Below are 16881 nucleotides of genomic sequence, written 5' to 3'. Positions count from 1 at the left end.
GAGAAAACTTGCTTGTCACTTAGAAAGGATCAAGTATTTTGCGTACACGGTATCTTCTTTAATGAAAAAAGAAACGGATAAAGAGAGAGCCAAAAGAGAGAAAAAAGGGGATTCACGCTGTAAAAAAGCAAATTTTTCGGTTTTTTCAGGAGTTTTTGGACTACCTGAAAAATAAAAAAGCGCTTTTTTATCGATTTCTTTTTTTGAAAAACATTTTAAAAATGCTGTTTTATCAAGCTTTATAGCTAGCATAGAAGAATATTTCTGATAAGAATTGTCTTTGAAACATTTTTGTAACATTCCTTTTATCTGTATGTCATATGCTTATGTTAGAATTCATTTGTCGTTAAATCGAACTTTAAATTTTCTTATATTAAGTAAATTTTTTATTAAGACAACTAATTTACACAAAAAGCGCTAGTCGGAGGAAAAACGAGTGAAGAAAAGTTTGTTATCAGCATTAATGGTGTGTTCTCTAACATTAACAGCAGTTGCAGGACCAGGATTAGTATCAGCAGATTCCATTGATGATCAAATCGAACAACAAAATCAAAAAATCGATTCCCTAAAAGGACAACAAGCAGATGCTCAATCACAAATCGATTCTCTAGAAGCAGAAATTGATTCAGTGAGTGCAAAAGTCAGTGACTTAGAAGCTAAACAAGTTGCACTAGGTAAAGAAGCAGAAAAATTGCAAGATAAAATTGCCACTTTAAAATTACGTATCGCAAAACGTGAAGAAGCCATCAAAAAACAAGCACGCGATGTGCAAGTAAATGGTCAAAGCACAAACTTTATCGATGCAGTTCTAGAAGCAGATTCTTTGACGGATGTTATTGGTCGAGTACAAGCCATGACAACAATCGTAAATGCCAACAATGATCTAGTTGAGCAGCAAAAACGCGACAAAGAAGATGTTGAACAAAAAGTAAAAGAAAATGAAAGCAAAATTCAAGAAGTAGCAGCAACTCAAGCTGAGCTGCAAAATCAAAAAGATGCATTGGCTACAAAACAAGCAGACTTGAATGTGTTGAAAGCTAATTTAGCTGCTGAACAAGCAACAGCTGAAAAAGACAAAGATGCGTTGAACAAGAAAAAACAAGAAGCGGAAGCTGAAAAAGCACGTGTCTTGAAAGCTCAACAAGAAGCAGCGGCTGCTAAAAAAGCAGAAGAAGCAAAACAGGCAGCAGCATTGAAAGAAGCGCAAGAAAAAGCAGCTGTTACAGAAGATGTTCAAACAAGTACAACGAAGACAGAAAGTTCTTCAGATACTTCTGTTGTTGAAACAGCAACTGCTGGATCATCAAGCAGCTCAAGTTCATCAAGTAATAGTTCAAATTCATCAAACAGTTCTTCATCAAATACAAATAACAGCAATAATTCTACAGTCAATACCGGTGGTAGTGGTAAAGACCACTCATCATCAGGTAACATGTATGCAGTAGGACAATGTACATGGTATGTTAAAAATCGCGCACCATGGGTTGGTACTTACTGGGGAAATGGTGCCCAATGGGGTGCATCAGCAGCAGCTGATGGATACACAGTGAATGGAACACCAGCCGCTGGAGCAGTTGTTGTCTTTGCCGCAGGCCAATCCGTTGGCGGAGAGTGGACAGCAGATGGTACGTATGGACACGTAGCCTATGTAGAATCTTATGATCCTGCAAGCAACACCATTACGATCTCTCAAGGTGGAATGGGCTTCCCTTCACCTACAGGACCAAACACAGCAACAATGAATGCATCCGGTTATACTTACATTCATCGTTAATCAATAGATTTAACCACTAATGATTCGTCATTAGTGGTTTTTTTGTATCTGCAAATAGCGGACGCTGCTCCAACTATTCCAACTGACAGTTGGACATTCAATGCTCCACTGTAGTGAAAATTTATGTAAAAAAGCCTTCCGCGCTTGAATAAAACAATTGAATTGGAGCAATTGACACGAGCTTCCAGGGTTGACGATCGCTGCAATTTCAATTATTGGACAAATGTTGTGACGAAATTATTCCGTCTAATTCTAATCCCATGGGAAATCTTTGCATCTACGTTTTTAAGATCATAGAAGAAGACAAGTAAGATTGTCACAAAGGGATGCGGATCAACGAAGAAGAGTCGGAGGTTGAAGGGACAAGTCAAAAAGGCTTAGGGTAAATAAAGTGAAACTTCATTTATCCTAAGCCTGGGCAGATGCATTTGCTCAAATAGATAAAAAGGTACTTTTTTCTAAAAAAACTTAGTTGTTAAGTGCTGGATCTGGCAGTAGTTTTATTCTGGGCTTTATTCAAGAATCAATGGTTTTCGGATTAGAAAAAGGCACTAAGTTCTTTTTTATAAGTAACCAGCATACTTTCCATGCCACGGGACAGCAGTGTATACAATATTCGCTTGTCTTGTGTTGTATAGAATTGTTCGTTTGAAACGTCATAAAGAATGACATGATCAAATTCTCTTCCTTTAGCGATGTCAATCGAATAAACAGGAAAGGGGAGTTGATTTGTCTGTCCTTTGAGATATTCTTCCAAAAAAGCAGCCTCCTTATGGCTCTTTGTCAGTATCGTATATTGCCTTCCCTTTTTTATGAAAGGTGTGATAGTTGCCAGCCATTCCAACTCGTTTTCAAAACGAATAAATCGAGGAGACTCTCCGGCCGGGCGAACAGGCATGATCGACATAGTTGTATGGTTGGCAAGCTTTGCAAACAATTTAGTAATTTCACCACTGGAACGGTAGCTAGTTCGTAAGTCATAGCGTGTGACTGATCGATTATTAGCCTCAAAGATTTCTTGAATCTCTCTAAAATCAATCGCAGAATTAAAAATTGCTTGATTTTCATCCCCAACCATGGTGAAGGCTGCTCGGGGAAATAGTGTCAATAACAGCGTACACTGAGCGGGTGTATAATCTTGGATTTCATCGATCAGCAAAAAAGCCAGCGAGGGTACAGGAAGTTTCTCGATAAATAGGTGTCGGTTGAATAAACGAATTACTGCTTCATCTAACGTGATAGTAGAATGTTTCAGATAAGGCTGTTGGGTGAACGCCGTATAATAGTGTTCTAAAAATTGATCCTCATCAATCCAGCTATTCTGTTTCAATTGTTCATCAACGACTTGATACCTCGTTCGCAATAATTGTTCAGTATACTTTTGAATACTGGAGGGAGAGTCGTCTTCGATCAAATGACCAAAGTATCGTTGCTGCTGCTGTTCAGAAAGTGCTAATACTTGATCTTGCAAGTGGTTCTTTTTGGCATTTCTGATCAATTGTGACTCCCACTCACTTATTAATCGTTTCTTGGTTGCTTGCAATCGCTCGATCATAGGGAGTTGTGGTGTAGATTGATAGATTGACTGAATCTTTTCTTTGGCTATAACGACTTTACCCTTTCGAAGGATTGAGTGAAACGAAGGTTCGATCAGGGCTGTCTTGCTGGCTGATTCTTTCAGAAAGGCCACAAACTCATTGCTGCGGAGCGTTTCTGTTTGAAAAGAAGTAGGTTCTTGTAAACGGAAAAAATAGGCTTCCTCATTTTCTAAAGGAACTGTATTTGCTTCTTGCAGCAAATACGAGCAAAATTGACGAATCGTCTGATTTAAAGGATTCTTTTCACCTAATGAAGGCAAGACATCTGAGATATAGTGGATAAAATCTTGATTGGGTGAAAGGATCAGTACATTGTCAGATGTGATCTGACTACGGTATTGATACAATAAATAAGCGACCCGTTGCATAATAACTGAGGTTTTTCCACTACCGGCTACTCCATTGACCAATAAGGTTTGACTTGATTGGTCACGAATGACTGCATTCTGCTCTCTTTGGATGGATGCTGTGATGTCGCGCATTTTTTTGCCGTCGTTCTTTTCTAGTGCGGTCAATAAGACATCATCTTGGATCGCGACAGAAGTATCGAAAAAGCGGATCAGTTTATCATGAGCGACAATTAATTGCCGTCTATTTTTAATAGATCCAGCAATTTCATGTTCATTGACTTGATAAGAAGAATCCCCTAACGTATTGTTATAAAAAAGCTCAGCGATTGGAGAGCGCCAATCATAGACTAAGTTATGACTATCTTCATCTGCAAAGCCGTTGATGCCAATATAAAAGGATTCAGCGGATTCACCATCAAGAAAGTCAACGACTATTTTCCCGAAATAGGGTGACTGGAGCAAACGTTCTACGGCTGCCAGTTCTTTTTCGGCTGTTTGCAAACTCAGATTCATTTGGTCAATTTCACGATTTTTGCTCTCAATGGCAGCATAAGTTTCCAGACTGTCTGACAAGTTATCAAAATTGAGTCGAATATCCGTGCCAATTGTTTGGAGGTCTTGCAAATGGCTTGCGTAGCCTTTATCCAGAAAAGAGCGTAGGGCTTTTTTTCGAGTGACCAATTTTTGATAAACAAAAGATAAATGACGTTTCTCTAATATGCGTTGCTTTTCCATCTGTTTTCACATCCATTTCCCAGAGTATGTTTCATTATACGAGGTGGCGGCAAAAATACTAGTCTGTTTTTTACTCGTTTTTTCCTGTATAATAACTATAGGGAAAAGAATTGCTGATAGAATTATTAATCAGCAATTCTTTTTTGTTTTTAAAAATAATAAAGGCTAACTCCATACTTAGCTAACGGGAGACTGTAGTTTTCAGCAAAGTAAATTGACTTTTGGTCTATTCGCCTACTGTTCTTTGATTCATGTTCAAAAAAAACAAACTCTTTCTGCTTGTATTTCTATGTGTAACAACTATACTGATAACAAGCAGAAAATGCAATTTAATGAGTAGCGGAGGAATGTCAGTATGTCATTACTATTATCGCCAGTTGAACTGGCGGGGTTATCGTTAGAGAATCGTGTTGTCCTTTCACCAATGTGCATGTATGAAGTGAAAAAAGAGGATGGGATTGCCACGCCATTTCACTTTGTTCACTATGGTGCTCGTGCATTAAGTAAAGTTGGCTTGCTGATCATTGAGTCAACTGCTGTGGAAGCAGATGGACGAATCACCAAGAATGATCTTGGTTTATGGAATGAAGCGCAACAAGTTGAGTTATCAAAACTCGTTGCATTGCTTCATGGTTTCGGTAGCAAAGTGGGGCTTCAGTTGAACCATGCTGGGCGCAAAGCAGCGGATGCAGGTTACCCAATAGCACCTAGCGCCGTTCGCTTTAACGAAAGCTATGCTGTTCCTCACGAAATGACGCTTGCTGAAATCAATCGTGTCCAAGAATCCTTTGTGGCAGCAGCCAAACGTGCGCAAGCTGCTGGCGTAGACATGATTGAATTGCACGGAGCTCACGGATATTTGATTGATCAATTTCTCTCACCAATCGTGAATCAGCGGACAGATGAATATGGCGGATCATTAGCAAGCCGCTATCGTTTCGTCAAAGAAATTGTTCAAGCGGTTCGAGCTGTCTTTGATGGGTCACTTTGGATGCGGTTGTCGTTAACCGATTATGAAACAGAGGATAAACAAAATTCAATCACAGAATGGCAACAAATTGGACAGTGGCTTGAAGCAGATGGGATTGATTGTTTAGATATCTCTACGGGCGGTTTGTTAGATAGAAAGCCAACGATCCCGGTTTATGAAGGGTATCAAACACCTTTTGCAACAGCTATGAAAGCAGCTGTTAAGATCCCAGTGGCTACCGTTGGGATGCTGGATAACCCTAATTTATGTGAACACATTCTGCAAACCAAGCAAGCGGATTTAATTTTACAAGGACGAGCGTTGATTAGAAATATTCACTGGTTGGCAGATGCCGCTACCCAGCTCCACGATCGCTCATTTCAACCTTATAATGATTCCTATGGGCGAGGAATCAAAAGATAACCGAAAACACAGTATGTTTACACGTACTGTGTTTTTATTTTTTTAACTAGTATGCTTTACATACTAGATGCTTTTTGATATACTCAAATCAACTAATAGGTAAAACATACTAGTAGAAGATGATTCATGGAGGTGAAAGTCGTGAAAGAAACGCAGTTGTTAAAAGGTGTGTTAGATGGTTGCGTCTTGCAAATTATTTCAAAAAAAGAAATTTATGGCTACGAACTTGTACAAGAATTGAGAGGATATGGTTTTGAAACGATCGTTGGCGGTACGATTTACCCCTTACTTCAGAAACTGGAGAAACAACGTTTGATCAAAGCTGAACTGAAAAAATCACCAGATGGACCAGACAGGAAATATTTTTCATTGACCGAAGCTGGAGAAGAGTACCTAAACAGCTTTAAACAACAGTGGGAAAACCTAGTGAGTAAAGTAGAACGAATTATTGAGGAGTGAGAAAATGAATAAGAAAAAACAACTAGCTTATTACCGAGACAAAACAAATGAAATTTCAAAACAACTGTCAGCAAGCAATCAGAAATATTTTGAAGATTTGAGGGAGTACTTACTTTTTTCTAGCCTGTTTCAAGATGAATATGCTGTGGTTGCTCAAGTCTATGAGATAGCCAATGATTTACTTGAAGCCCAAAATCATGGTGAAACAGCAGAAGAATATTTTGGGAAAAATCCTAAAGAAATGGCAGATGAGCTGTTGCGTAACACACCCAAAAGCCGTTTGATCGATCAGTTGAATTTGATTTATATTATGGTCGGCGTCTCATGGCTGGTCAAACTGTTTAATGACTTTTCTTCTGATAGTGTCTTGCAGTTAAATCTTTATTCTTATGTGACAACTGCTGTTTTTTCAGTCGTTTTGGTCATCCTCTTTTTCTTTGGGGTGCAAAAAACGATTTATTTAAAGCAAGGTTTTTTTCAGAGTAAGTTAAAGAAATTTCTGGTTTTGTGGGTGATAGCGATGGTCTGGATTGGTGGTTTGGTTTTACTGAATCTATATACCCCTAACCTTTTTGTGGTGACGTTATCTTATCCAATGGATATGGTGCTAATGTTGGTGCTATTAGTCGCTGCCTGCGCCTTGATTTTCTTGCGCAAGGAAAAAGACTTTTATCCCGTCGCCTTTATGCTAACGATTTTCGTTATACTTGGAATCCTTCAACGATGGGCCTCCAAAGAGAATTTGACAAATGATAATCGGTTTAAAGGGCTGTTGATTGCATTGCTTGTGGCAGCTTTTGCTGTTTATATCCTTTGGACCAGACGTTCTGCAAAAGATAAGTAAGCCGTGATCGAGAATACGAACAGAAAAATCGTAGATCTTACAATCCTGGATTGGTGAAAACGTCATAAGCCATCTTTTATGCCATTCATGCTACACTAGTTATAGCTGAATGGAGGGAATGTATGGCGATTACAACAGATCTTTTTTTTCATGGCAATACGAAGAAAGCTGCATTTTTTGAAGGATGGTATTTCAAACATCAAATTGGGGATGAGGTGTATGCATTTATTCCGGGGCTATCGATTGAATCGGATGGAAGAAAACAGCCATTTATTCAAGTGATCAGCCATGAAGGCTCTCATTATTTTCCTTTTAGTGAAGCGGAATTTTCAGCTGCTGAAGATCAGTTATTAATTAAGATCGGGGAGAATCACTTTAGCGAACAGGGAATTTCGTTATCATTAGAGAGTGCGGAATTATCAGTTAAAGGCACATTGACCTACGGTGCCTTTCATCCAATATCTCGGAGTCGCTATGCCCCAAGTATTATGGGGCCATTTTCCTACCTTTCATTTATGGAATGCTACCATGGTATTTTAAGTATGGCTCATAGCCTCTCGGGAACTTTGCTATGGAATGAGCAGTCACTTGATTTCTCTGAAGGAATCGGGTATCTCGAAAAAGACTGGGGAACCTCGTTTCCCGCTGCCTATCTTTGGGCGCAATGCAATCAATTTGAAGCGCCTGATGTCCGATTCTTTTTCTCAGCAGCAGACATTCCTTTTTTAGGAACGGCTTTTTTAGGGATTATTTCAGTCTTACAAATAGGGGATAAAGAATATCGCTTGGCAACGTATTATGGTGCCCGCTTAGATTCTGTGACTCGCAAACAAGGTCGATTAGTGATTATTGTTAGGCAAAAAGGGCTTGAACTAACGATTGAAGTTGCAGAAAAAGAGGGCCATTCCTTGATGGCACCAACGGATGGTGTGATGAATCGAATTATTCGGGAAAGTGCCAGTACGGAGATTTTGCTGACGTTGATTGAAAATGGTCAGACGATTTTCCGACAAACGGGTTTCTCTGCCGGTTTTGAAGAATCCGGCATCGTTCGTGGATATACCTATTAAGAATAAAGAGTGAATCCGCTGACATCATGTCAGCGGATTTTGCTATAATGGAATTATCCTAATTTTGGAGGCGGGTAAATGAAAATAAAAAAAGAGTCGTTGTTTGAGTTGAAGAGTGTGGCACAGCCAGTAGCTGCTGGTGAGCGCATATTCTATCTTGAGAATACAATCAATGAGGAAAAGAATTGCTATGAATCGGAGATATTCAGTGTTGATCGAGAGACAAAAGAAAGGCAGGTATGGGGCAACCAATTAAAAAATAGTACCGAGCTAAAAGTTTCTCCCGATGAAAAATGGCTGAGCTTTCTGTCGACAGAGAAAGAAACAGAAAAAAATCAACTAATGATTATGCCGTTAAACGGTGGACGAGCTTCTGTCTTAGTAGCAGAGCAGGGAATCAGCAATTATTTTTGGACAGACGATGCTACAGCGGTCTATTATCAAGTCTCAGCAGATAAATCAAAAGAACGAGTGGATGACTCTGAGAAAAAATACGATACGTCAAAAGAAAAAGCTGCTGAAAACGATTTTCCTAAAATAAAAATGACGACCAAATTAGGCTATCAAGCAGATGGTGCGGGCTTTTTATCTGAGAAAATCACGCGAGTAAAGAAAGTCTTATTAACGACGAAAGAATCAGCAACTATTTTTGAAACAGATCTGGAAATCCATCTTGAAGCAATCATGGAAAAAGAGCAAGGTCTACTCTATACCGCAGAGACGAAACCCGAACGAGAATGGCATTATGGAAGTATGCTGTATGCGTATGATCTGACAACGAATCAGCATCACTCATTTGAATCTGATCTGCCTGAAGGGACTTATTCTTTTGCTGCTTTATCTGGCAACCAATTGCTGCTTTTGGGGAATGACCTAACCTATGGATTTGTTACCCAGGAAGATCTTTATCTCATGGACCTTGAAACAAAGGAAGTAGTCAACCTCTCAAATGAACAAGACCTTGCCATCGGCAATACGATCATCGGTGATTTTCAACAAAAAAATCGTGGTGTTTCAGTAACCTGGATCAACAAACAACAGTTTATTGTACCAGTGACTACTCATGGAAAATTGCAATTGTACCGTGTCGATACGAAAGGACAATGGACATTACTATTTGACCAATTAATGGATATCACTGATGCAGCAAAGATTGATGAAACCCACTTAGCAATCACTTATTCGACACCAACGATCCCAAGTCGACTAGCGGTGCTTGACTTAACTAGTGGCGAGCTAGAACTAGTAGCTGATCCGAATGAAGCTCTGATGAATGACCTGTCGATCAGTGAACCGCAGCGTTTTTGGTATGAGGGAGCAGATGGTTGGCAAATCCAAGGATGGTATCTACCACCGATCGAGACCAGTCAAGAGCACCCTGCGATTTTATATATTCACGGTGGACCGCAAGTTTGCTATGGGGAGACGTTCTTTCACGAAATGCAAGTTCATGCAGCCAATGGTTACGGAGTGATTTTGCTGAATCCTCGCGGTGGGCAAGGCTATGGTCAGGAGTTTGTTCGCTCGATCCTAGGAGATTATGGCAATAAAGATTACCAAGACTTGCTCTTAGGTGTGGAGGACGTGCTTAATCATCATCCAGAGATCGAGCCCCAAAAAATTCATGTCGTTGGCGGTAGTTATGGGGGCTTTATGACCAATTGGATCGTAGGGCACACGGATCGTTTCTGCTCTGCCGTCACACAGCGGTCGATCTCCAATTGGATCAGTTTCTATGGAACCAGTGACATTGGACCATTTTTTGTAAAATATCAGTTGCTGCATGACCTAGATGAGTCTAAGACACTCTGGGAAATGTCGCCATTAGCTTATGCAGACCGTGTGACTACCCCTACATTGGTTTTACATGGCGAAAATGATCTGCGTTGTCCGCAAGAACAGGGGCAACAATTTTATACGGCATTAAAACGGAATGACATTGACACGAAATTGATCCTCTTTCCGCATTCTAGTCATGGCCTTTCTCGCAGCGGGTTGCCCAATCTACGTCTTGAACGCTTATCGGCTATCACGGAATGGATGAAGACACACGAATAATAAAAAACAAGATACCAGTAAAGTATTGGATAATTACTAGAACAATTTTTAAGAAGTTGTTCTAAAATACCAGCTTGCGGGTATCTTATTTTTTTTGTTAAATCAAAGTTTTTAAAGAGAGAAACAGCTATTTTTATTTCTGGTATTTTATTAAATAGAATTTTTTTCAGAAACGATCAACGACTCATATGAAACATCTTTCATTTATAAAATAACAAAAATATAAAAAACTTCTTGAATCTTCTACTTTTCTATGATAAGGTTTAAAACGTAATCGTTACGTTTTGTTTTTGAAGAGATTTTTGGAAGGAGTTTGAGGATGCGAAATAATATTATATTGGAATGTGTAGAAACCGGAGAACGACTCTATCTGACTAGCAAAAATCAGCGCAACACACCCTATCGATTGGAATTAAAAAAATATTCACCAAAACTACGGCGAAAAGCAATTTTTCGTGAAATAAAGAAGTGAGTAAAGAATACAGATGAATCTTAAAGAGAGAAGTAGGACGATAAAGGAGGAAAAATGATTGGAAAAAACAGATCTGGCAAGTGCTTATCGCCGCTTGAAAAGTCCAAATATCAAGACTCGCAAGCGTGCGCTAAAAATTATCCATGAATACAAGCGGAACAAGAAAAAAATTAGCTAACGAAACTATTTTTCCAAGAAAGGATTAAAAAATGGCAGTACCAGCTAGAAAAACTTCAAAGGCAAAGAAAAACCGGCGGCGGAGAAATCAACAATTGAAGAAGCCAGCCATCCATTTTGACAGTACCAGTGGGAATTATACACGAAGTCACCATGTGTCATTAAAGGAATATCTTTTGAAGAAACCGATCATAACGAAAGCAAATGACTGAAAGGAAGTAGAGAATAATGATGATCCAATATCCATCATTGGTTGAAGAGGCTTATTGCTACCAAAAGAAAGTTGATCCGACAGTCACTAAAGCAGAAATTTTTCAGCTTTTATATCACAAAGGATTGATTGGGCCAAAGGGTGAACCAACCAAAGAAGCATTAGATTCAGGTTACGTAAAGGATTATACAGAGTCCATGGACCTGACATACACTGATTTCTTAATTCTCTATCCAGTATTTGCCAGATTTTCGGCTGACCATTTCAAAAAGATCGACCATTTCTGGGAAATGGATCGAACACTGCAAGAAAGGATTTTAGGTGAAGTAGAAACGAATCAGTTTACAGAGGATGAATTGATTGATTTATCGGCTTATTTTGAAGACCGTAGATTATCAGAACCAACTGTCGAATAGAAAGATCAATTGAAAAAAGCTTCTTTTCAATAGAAGATATGCAAATACTTTAACAAAAAAACGGTGTTGTTTTCCATCCGAAAAATAGCCCTTCCTACTTTCGTTTTTCTTTTGGAGATATTAAAACTGGGAAAAACAAAGCAAATCAATTTGGTTTTTAAATAGAAGTTGCTACAATAAGATTCAGGAGGGGAAGTACAATGAAAAAAATTGAAGATGTGAAAGAAACTGAGGTGCTTGCCAAAGCCTATATCGCTGTAAAAGGGTATCAAGACCAAATCAATGTTTCAGGGGATGAAGTAAGTTTTTCCGGAGAAGTCGACAGTGGTAAGCATGATGGGGTACCAAGCAAATTACCCGATACAGAAGATGAAATCAAACAAGCAATCGATCAAATGATTGAAACCATTAAAAAAGAAACGATTTAAGTCGCCACAGCTGACAATGATGCAAAAACAGGAAGCATCCATTGAAACGCATGATGAGCACAACCAATCATTTATGATTTTAATTGTATTCAATAAAAAGGCATTGGCAAAATCAGGTGATTTTTGCCAATGCCTTTTTATTCAATTATTGAAATCAGCAAAGGACATAACTAGACGACTAGCTGTTTTAAAGAAAAAACAGTAAAAAAAGAAAGAGGTGATACGAATGAGGCTGCTAGATTCTTTTATTCGTTTATTAAAACCCTTTGATTACCTCCTCTTTGCTGCATTGATTGTAGGATCTTTTCTGCCATTCTTTTTCTCTGCACAAGCTGCGGAGAATACAGGTGATCGTTACGCGATCGTTCGAATCAACGGGCAAGAGGTTGACCGATTCAATCTCGAACAAATTGAATCATTGACAAAAACGTATGCTCCGTCTGGAAAACAATATAATATTATCGAAATAAATAACGGGAAAATTCGCGTGAAAGAAGACAATAGTCCAGATCAGATTGCTGTTAAAACTGGCTGGATCTCTCAAAATGGACAAACCAGTATTTGTTTACCTCATAAATTAGTGATCGAGATCTATCAGGCAGGAAGCGATGACTATTATATTTACTGATTGAGACCGTCTGGATTGAATAGTATTTATCGTAGAAGCAGTTGAAAAGTGCTCTTGCCAGTCATTCTAAACAAGAGTTAATTCTGCCTTTTTGAATGATCAGCAACTCGTCTTTGTTCTTCTAAAAAATAGTTGAATGTTTCGTCATTGTTTCCGGTAATATCGATGGTGCCTCTATTGATTTTAACGAGTGCACCATTCGCACCGCCGGATCCGGTATCGACCATGGGGTGCCACCCTTTATGAGGATCTTTTCCTCTTTCACGTAATTCAAAGTTCTTTTTTCTTAAAATCAGTTTTTTTTGCTCTTTTTTCTTTTGGTGATTTTCAATGGAGTTCTTGATGATTTTCATGAGAATACGCCCTTTCACGATGTGTTGTCGGCCTTTTGATCCTATATAGCTTTATTGTAATGTTTTTTTGCTTTAAATACAATAAAACACCTTCTCAATTCAGTTGAGAAGGTGTTTTGCCTTTTACGAATTGCATCAATAGATTTTTTTTGTAAAATATTTCAAAATCAGTGGGGAGATCAGTGTGCTCAATAAAACCACAATTACTAAGGGTGAATAAAGAGCAGGTGTGATCAAGTTATTTTGTTGTCCGATTTGTAAAATGATCAGAGCCATTTCGCCGCGAGATATCATCCCTGCACCAACCATCCAAGCACTATTGTTGGAGAACTGAGCGATTTTTCCGCCAGCAAAGCCTCCGACAAGTTTAGTCAAAATAGCTACTACCGTAAAGGCTAAGATAAAGAGTAATTGCTCATTCAACAAAGAAAAGTCTACTTCTAAGCCGACACTAACAAAGAATACTGGAATAAACACGGCATATCCCAATGCTTCTACACTGTGTTCCACTTCTTCTTTGACTTTTGTTTGGCTAACAGCGATCCCGGCAAAGAAAGCACCAATCACAGAGCTCAAACCGACTAAGTCAGCAAGATAAGCCATACCTAAACAGATGATCAGAGACATGATGATGACTGAGGCATTGGCAAAGAGCTTTTCTGCTAAAGAAAGTAAGAACGGCGCAATCCATTTAACAAGTAAGAAGATCAAAACAAAATAAATAAGTTCTACAAATAGTGTGACAGGCAAAGGGGTGCTTTGCGTACCCGAACCTCCCAAAAAGGAAAGGCTGAGGCTCAATACCAAAACGACCAAAATATCGTCGACAACTGAGGCGCCTAGAATCGTCGAACCCTCTTTGGTATTAACAACATTTAGTTCTTTGAGTACCTCGACAGAGATACTGACAGAAGTTGCTGCTAGAACAATACCAAAAAAGAAGGCTTCCGTTCCGCTGCTTTGAAATCCGATACCTGTGAGATAGCCGAATAACATCGGGAAGAGGATCCCCAAGATCGCTACAAACATTCCAGGGCGAAAATAGCGTTTCAGTAAAGAAATATCACTTTCTAAACCAGCTAAAAACATTAGCAAAATAACACCGATCTCAGAAAAATCGTGTACTAAAATGTCTGGATGTACCCAATTAAGTCCTGCACCTCCTAATAAAACACCAGCCAACAATTGCCCAATTACAGCAGGGACGCCAATCCGTCTTGCTATATGAGAGAAAAGAGTTGTTGTGAGGAGGATTAGGCATAAGATACCCACAAATTCCATTAAATTCATCCTTCTTTCTTTCAAATAATCATTTTTAGTATAGCATGTAACCAGCAATCTTGGTGTAAGTAAGCATTGTTTGCTGATTTTCAAGTTGAAAGAGAAGAAAAATTGATCAAAGGCAGCAGAGGGTTCTTTTTATAACACTCTGCTGCCTGTCAAAAATGATTTTGTTTTAGTTTTTTTGTCAGTGGTCATTTAACCAGGTATTTAAACGGGAAAAAACCATTTGGACTTGGTCATCATCTGTTTCTTTCAGGAAGTCATGCGGCAGGTCATAAACAGCTATAAATTTACTATCTGGAATTTTCTTTAATGCCTTACTATAGCGAAATGGGACTTCTTCATCGGTACTGCTGGCTGTACTAAAAACAGGAGGAAAGAGTTGTAGCTCTTCCGCTGGGAGCGCATAATCCGTCAACTGATTGGAGGAAATGCCATATACCTCAGTCAATTTTTGTTGCTGAAGTGCATAAATATAAAAGAGATAACGCTGAAACTGGGGATCATCCCATACTTTCTCTGTTAACTCGATTTTTGGCAGAAGGGACTCAGACAATGGTGGTTGAGTCGTCTGACGAGAAGCTTCAATGAAAGCTAAGTCTGTATAGCCATAAAAGTTAATTAGACTTTCGGGCATTGGCAGTTTTTCAGCAAAAATTTTTTTCGTCAGTGCCATCATCAAATACCCTCCCGCTGAACGACCGCAGATTCGATAAGGGTGCTCCTTGATTACTTTCGCTTTTAATTCCAAGAAATTCTCCCAGGTAGCGGCAATAATTTCAGAAAGTGAACTGTTTGGTGCCAACAAATAGTCCATAGATAGGATCGTATAGTTGTGTTCATGAAACAATTCGATCAATGGTTTGGGAATATCCTGCCGACTGCCGTAAACGAATCCGCCGCCATGCAAGTAAATCAGATAGCTCTCTTGCTCAATGGAATCAGCAGGGTAAAGACTAACTGAGGCACCGGTAGATAATAAAAAGTCTGTTTTCATTTATAAACGACTCCTTTTCTTCAATTCTAATAAATACGTACCGATTTCATAATTGACCAATTGGATAGGATTTGTCAAATCAATCTCCAGCAACTGCTCGATTTTGTTGAGACGATAGCGAATCGTTTTCGAATGCAGAAAAAGAGCCTCGGCAGTTTTCTTGTAATTGCGGTTGCTGATAAAAAAAGTATAGAAAGTAGTGAATAATTCCTCGTCTTCTTCTGACATTTGGTACAACTTTGGGGGAATGCTTTGCTGCAGTCGTTCCAGCTGATTTTCTTTGATAAAGGAGCTAAAGATTCCTAAATCACTGTAAGTTAAGATCGGTCCTAGATAGAACTGGCGGTTGAAGCGAATGGCATCGAGACATTGGGGCAAGATTTCCTTGATATGTTCTTTAGTGAAGACTTCGCTGACTGCTAAGCAAGCAGATTCTTCTGATAAGAGAGAGACTTCAAATTGTTTTTCCAAGTTCTTTTTACTGATTTCTTGGGCTAGCTGCTGAAAATTATACAGGACGACTAAATAATTATGATGCTCAAAAAACACATGGGCAGTTTTCAATGCCCGTAATTTGTGCAGGACAGCTATTTTTCTTTGCTTATCTTTAAAGGTATTGGAGGCAAAAGCAATTCCTTGGTAGTAATCATAACGATCTAATTGTGCCTCTTGCAGCAATGCAGCTAATTCTTCGGAATTATTCGGTGTACTTTGCAAAATGGCTTCGGCCAGATTGTTCATCCGATTATAGCGCTCTTTTTTTAGAAGATATTCCATTTGTAGCCGTTCGTAAATAACGTCTACGACATTCTCGATAATCATGACCTTTGCTTCGGGGATCTGAGAATCTTTTTGATAAACGATCAATGTACATAAGTCATTGAATGGGTTGATGATATCCACTTTGATTGCAGTGACATACTGATTGTTCTCATGAGAAAAAAGCTCTAGATATTCATAATGATTTTTTGTGAATTCGATGGTTTTCATTGGTTCACTCTTTGTGACTACATAATTCTTAAAGGATTGACCGATCGCAACTTGAACATCCAAATGGGGGATCCGTAATGAACAAGGTTTTTCGATCAACTGATAAAACTCTTGCATGATCTGCTCAAAGGACGAATGGTTGCGTTCAACCTTCATGAAACGCTGACGGACCTCATAGTAGGTTCGCAAGAGATGTGTTTGGTGATTCAAAAGCGGTTCATAAACCGCCAACATGATTGCTTCGTAACTAACATCTTGCTGTACTTTGATCAATGGGATCTGATAATCAAAACTAAGACCAATGATCCATTCAGGAATCATTGGAATCAGGCGATCGACTTTGACGACTAACCCACTGACCCCAATCTGCTGCATCTTTTCAAAAAAAACACGCAACTGATCCATAGGAAGATCCGTGAAGGCATAGAATGAAGTCAAGATCAACTGATCTTTCTTACTCCATTTTTCAATATCGATGGCTTCAAGCACCATGACAGAGGCCACCGGATTTGTTAAACCAATCGTGCCAGTCAGTGTCTTGCTATTTTTGAAAAGCGGCAGCTCAATCAATTCTTTTAATTGCATAAGATTCTCCTTTTTCCCCTTTTGGATAAAAAGTATAGCATTTTTTTAGACTTTTATCC

At 38.9% G+C, this 16881-nt stretch carries 18 protein-coding genes; 12 read left to right on the top strand and 6 right to left on the bottom strand.

Going from position 1 to position 16881, the window contains the following annotated elements; all coding sequences use genetic code 11:
* Positions 1–15: 15 nt before the first annotated feature.
* Positions 16–252 carry a hypothetical protein gene (locus IGJ45_RS12400; RefSeq protein WP_347093564.1) on the bottom strand — a complete coding sequence of 79 codons (237 nt, stop codon included), beginning with the start codon at positions 250–252 and terminating at the stop codon, positions 16–18.
* A gap of 184 nt (positions 253–436) precedes the next feature.
* On the opposite strand from IGJ45_RS12400, the gene IGJ45_RS12395 reads away from it, so the two are divergent.
* Positions 437–1774 (top strand): CHAP domain-containing protein, encoded by a 1338-nt coding sequence (locus IGJ45_RS12395; protein WP_081132112.1) that lies wholly within the window; start codon positions 437–439, stop codon positions 1772–1774.
* 538 nt (positions 1775–2312) lie between these two features.
* Here the strand turns inward: IGJ45_RS12395 and IGJ45_RS12390 are convergent.
* Positions 2313–4457 carry a HelD family protein gene (locus tag IGJ45_RS12390; protein WP_349703631.1) on the bottom strand — a complete coding sequence of 715 codons (2145 nt, stop codon included), beginning with the start codon at positions 4455–4457 and terminating at the stop codon, positions 2313–2315.
* Positions 4458–4812: 355 nt separating this feature from the next.
* Here IGJ45_RS12390 and IGJ45_RS12385 point away from each other — a divergent pair, with 355 nt between their 5' ends.
* From IGJ45_RS12385 to IGJ45_RS12335, 11 genes are all read left to right on the top strand, one after another.
* Positions 4813–5850, top strand: coding sequence for an NADPH dehydrogenase (locus IGJ45_RS12385; RefSeq protein WP_003125693.1), 1038 nt, complete (start codon positions 4813–4815; stop codon positions 5848–5850).
* 141 nt (positions 5851–5991) lie between these two features.
* Positions 5992–6309: a PadR family transcriptional regulator gene (locus IGJ45_RS12380; RefSeq protein ID WP_113850285.1), complete on the top strand. Its 318-nt coding sequence runs from the start codon at positions 5992–5994 to the stop codon at positions 6307–6309.
* 4 nt (positions 6310–6313) lie between these two features.
* The gene (locus IGJ45_RS12375; RefSeq protein WP_103300268.1) at positions 6314–7153 is read left to right on the top strand and encodes a hypothetical protein; all 840 of its coding nucleotides are present in this window, start codon (positions 6314–6316) and stop codon (positions 7151–7153) included.
* A 122-nt stretch (positions 7154–7275) separates the two neighbouring features.
* Positions 7276–8223 carry a tocopherol cyclase family protein gene (locus IGJ45_RS12370; protein ID WP_113849369.1) on the top strand — a complete coding sequence of 316 codons (948 nt, stop codon included), beginning with the start codon at positions 7276–7278 and terminating at the stop codon, positions 8221–8223.
* Between the two features lie 78 nt (positions 8224–8301).
* Positions 8302–10281, top strand: coding sequence for a S9 family peptidase (locus IGJ45_RS12365; protein WP_311809689.1), 1980 nt, complete (start codon positions 8302–8304; stop codon positions 10279–10281).
* Between the two features lie 319 nt (positions 10282–10600).
* Positions 10601–10753, top strand: a complete 153-nt coding sequence (gene rpmG / locus IGJ45_RS12360) for a 50S ribosomal protein L33 (protein WP_081132107.1) — start codon at positions 10601–10603, stop codon at positions 10751–10753.
* Between the two features lie 58 nt (positions 10754–10811).
* Positions 10812–10931, top strand: a complete 120-nt coding sequence (locus IGJ45_RS12355) for a putative metal homeostasis protein (RefSeq protein WP_021150266.1) — start codon at positions 10812–10814, stop codon at positions 10929–10931.
* Positions 10932–10962: 31 nt separating this feature from the next.
* A complete protein-coding gene (gene rpmF, locus IGJ45_RS12350) occupies positions 10963–11142 on the top strand; it encodes a 50S ribosomal protein L32 (protein ID WP_003125700.1) in 180 nt (59 codons plus the stop codon).
* A 16-nt stretch (positions 11143–11158) separates the two neighbouring features.
* A complete protein-coding gene (locus IGJ45_RS12345) occupies positions 11159–11557 on the top strand; it encodes a hypothetical protein (protein WP_081132106.1) in 399 nt (132 codons plus the stop codon).
* A 200-nt stretch (positions 11558–11757) separates the two neighbouring features.
* Positions 11758–11985 carry a hypothetical protein gene (locus tag IGJ45_RS12340; protein ID WP_003125702.1) on the top strand — a complete coding sequence of 76 codons (228 nt, stop codon included), beginning with the start codon at positions 11758–11760 and terminating at the stop codon, positions 11983–11985.
* Positions 11986–12211: 226 nt separating this feature from the next.
* Entirely contained in the window at positions 12212–12613 is a 402-nt protein-coding gene (locus IGJ45_RS12335; RefSeq protein WP_081132103.1) for a NusG domain II-containing protein, read from the top strand.
* Between the two features lie 77 nt (positions 12614–12690).
* On the opposite strand, the gene IGJ45_RS12330 is transcribed toward IGJ45_RS12335, so the two are convergent.
* The 4 genes from IGJ45_RS12330 to IGJ45_RS12315 form a co-directional block, all read right to left on the bottom strand.
* A complete protein-coding gene (locus IGJ45_RS12330; protein WP_086269038.1) occupies positions 12691–12966 on the bottom strand; it encodes a hypothetical protein in 276 nt (91 codons plus the stop codon).
* Between the two features lie 135 nt (positions 12967–13101).
* Complete coding sequence (locus IGJ45_RS12325) at positions 13102–14247, bottom strand: cation:proton antiporter (RefSeq protein WP_005470619.1); 1146 nt, start codon at positions 14245–14247, stop codon at positions 13102–13104.
* A 187-nt stretch (positions 14248–14434) separates the two neighbouring features.
* Entirely contained in the window at positions 14435–15247 is an 813-nt protein-coding gene (locus IGJ45_RS12320; RefSeq protein ID WP_081131581.1) for an alpha/beta hydrolase family protein, read from the bottom strand.
* Entirely contained in the window at positions 15248–16822 is a 1575-nt protein-coding gene (locus IGJ45_RS12315; protein ID WP_103301028.1) for a PucR family transcriptional regulator, read from the bottom strand.
* Positions 16823–16881: the final 59 nt, after the last annotated feature.

It is taken from the genome of Enterococcus sp. DIV0574 (assembly GCF_051711125.1).
GTDB classification, from domain to species: Bacteria; Bacillota; Bacilli; order Lactobacillales; family Enterococcaceae; genus Enterococcus_D; species Enterococcus_D gallinarum.
Note: the sequence above shows the minus strand (reverse complement) of the source record. Positions and strands in the feature narration are given on the sequence as shown.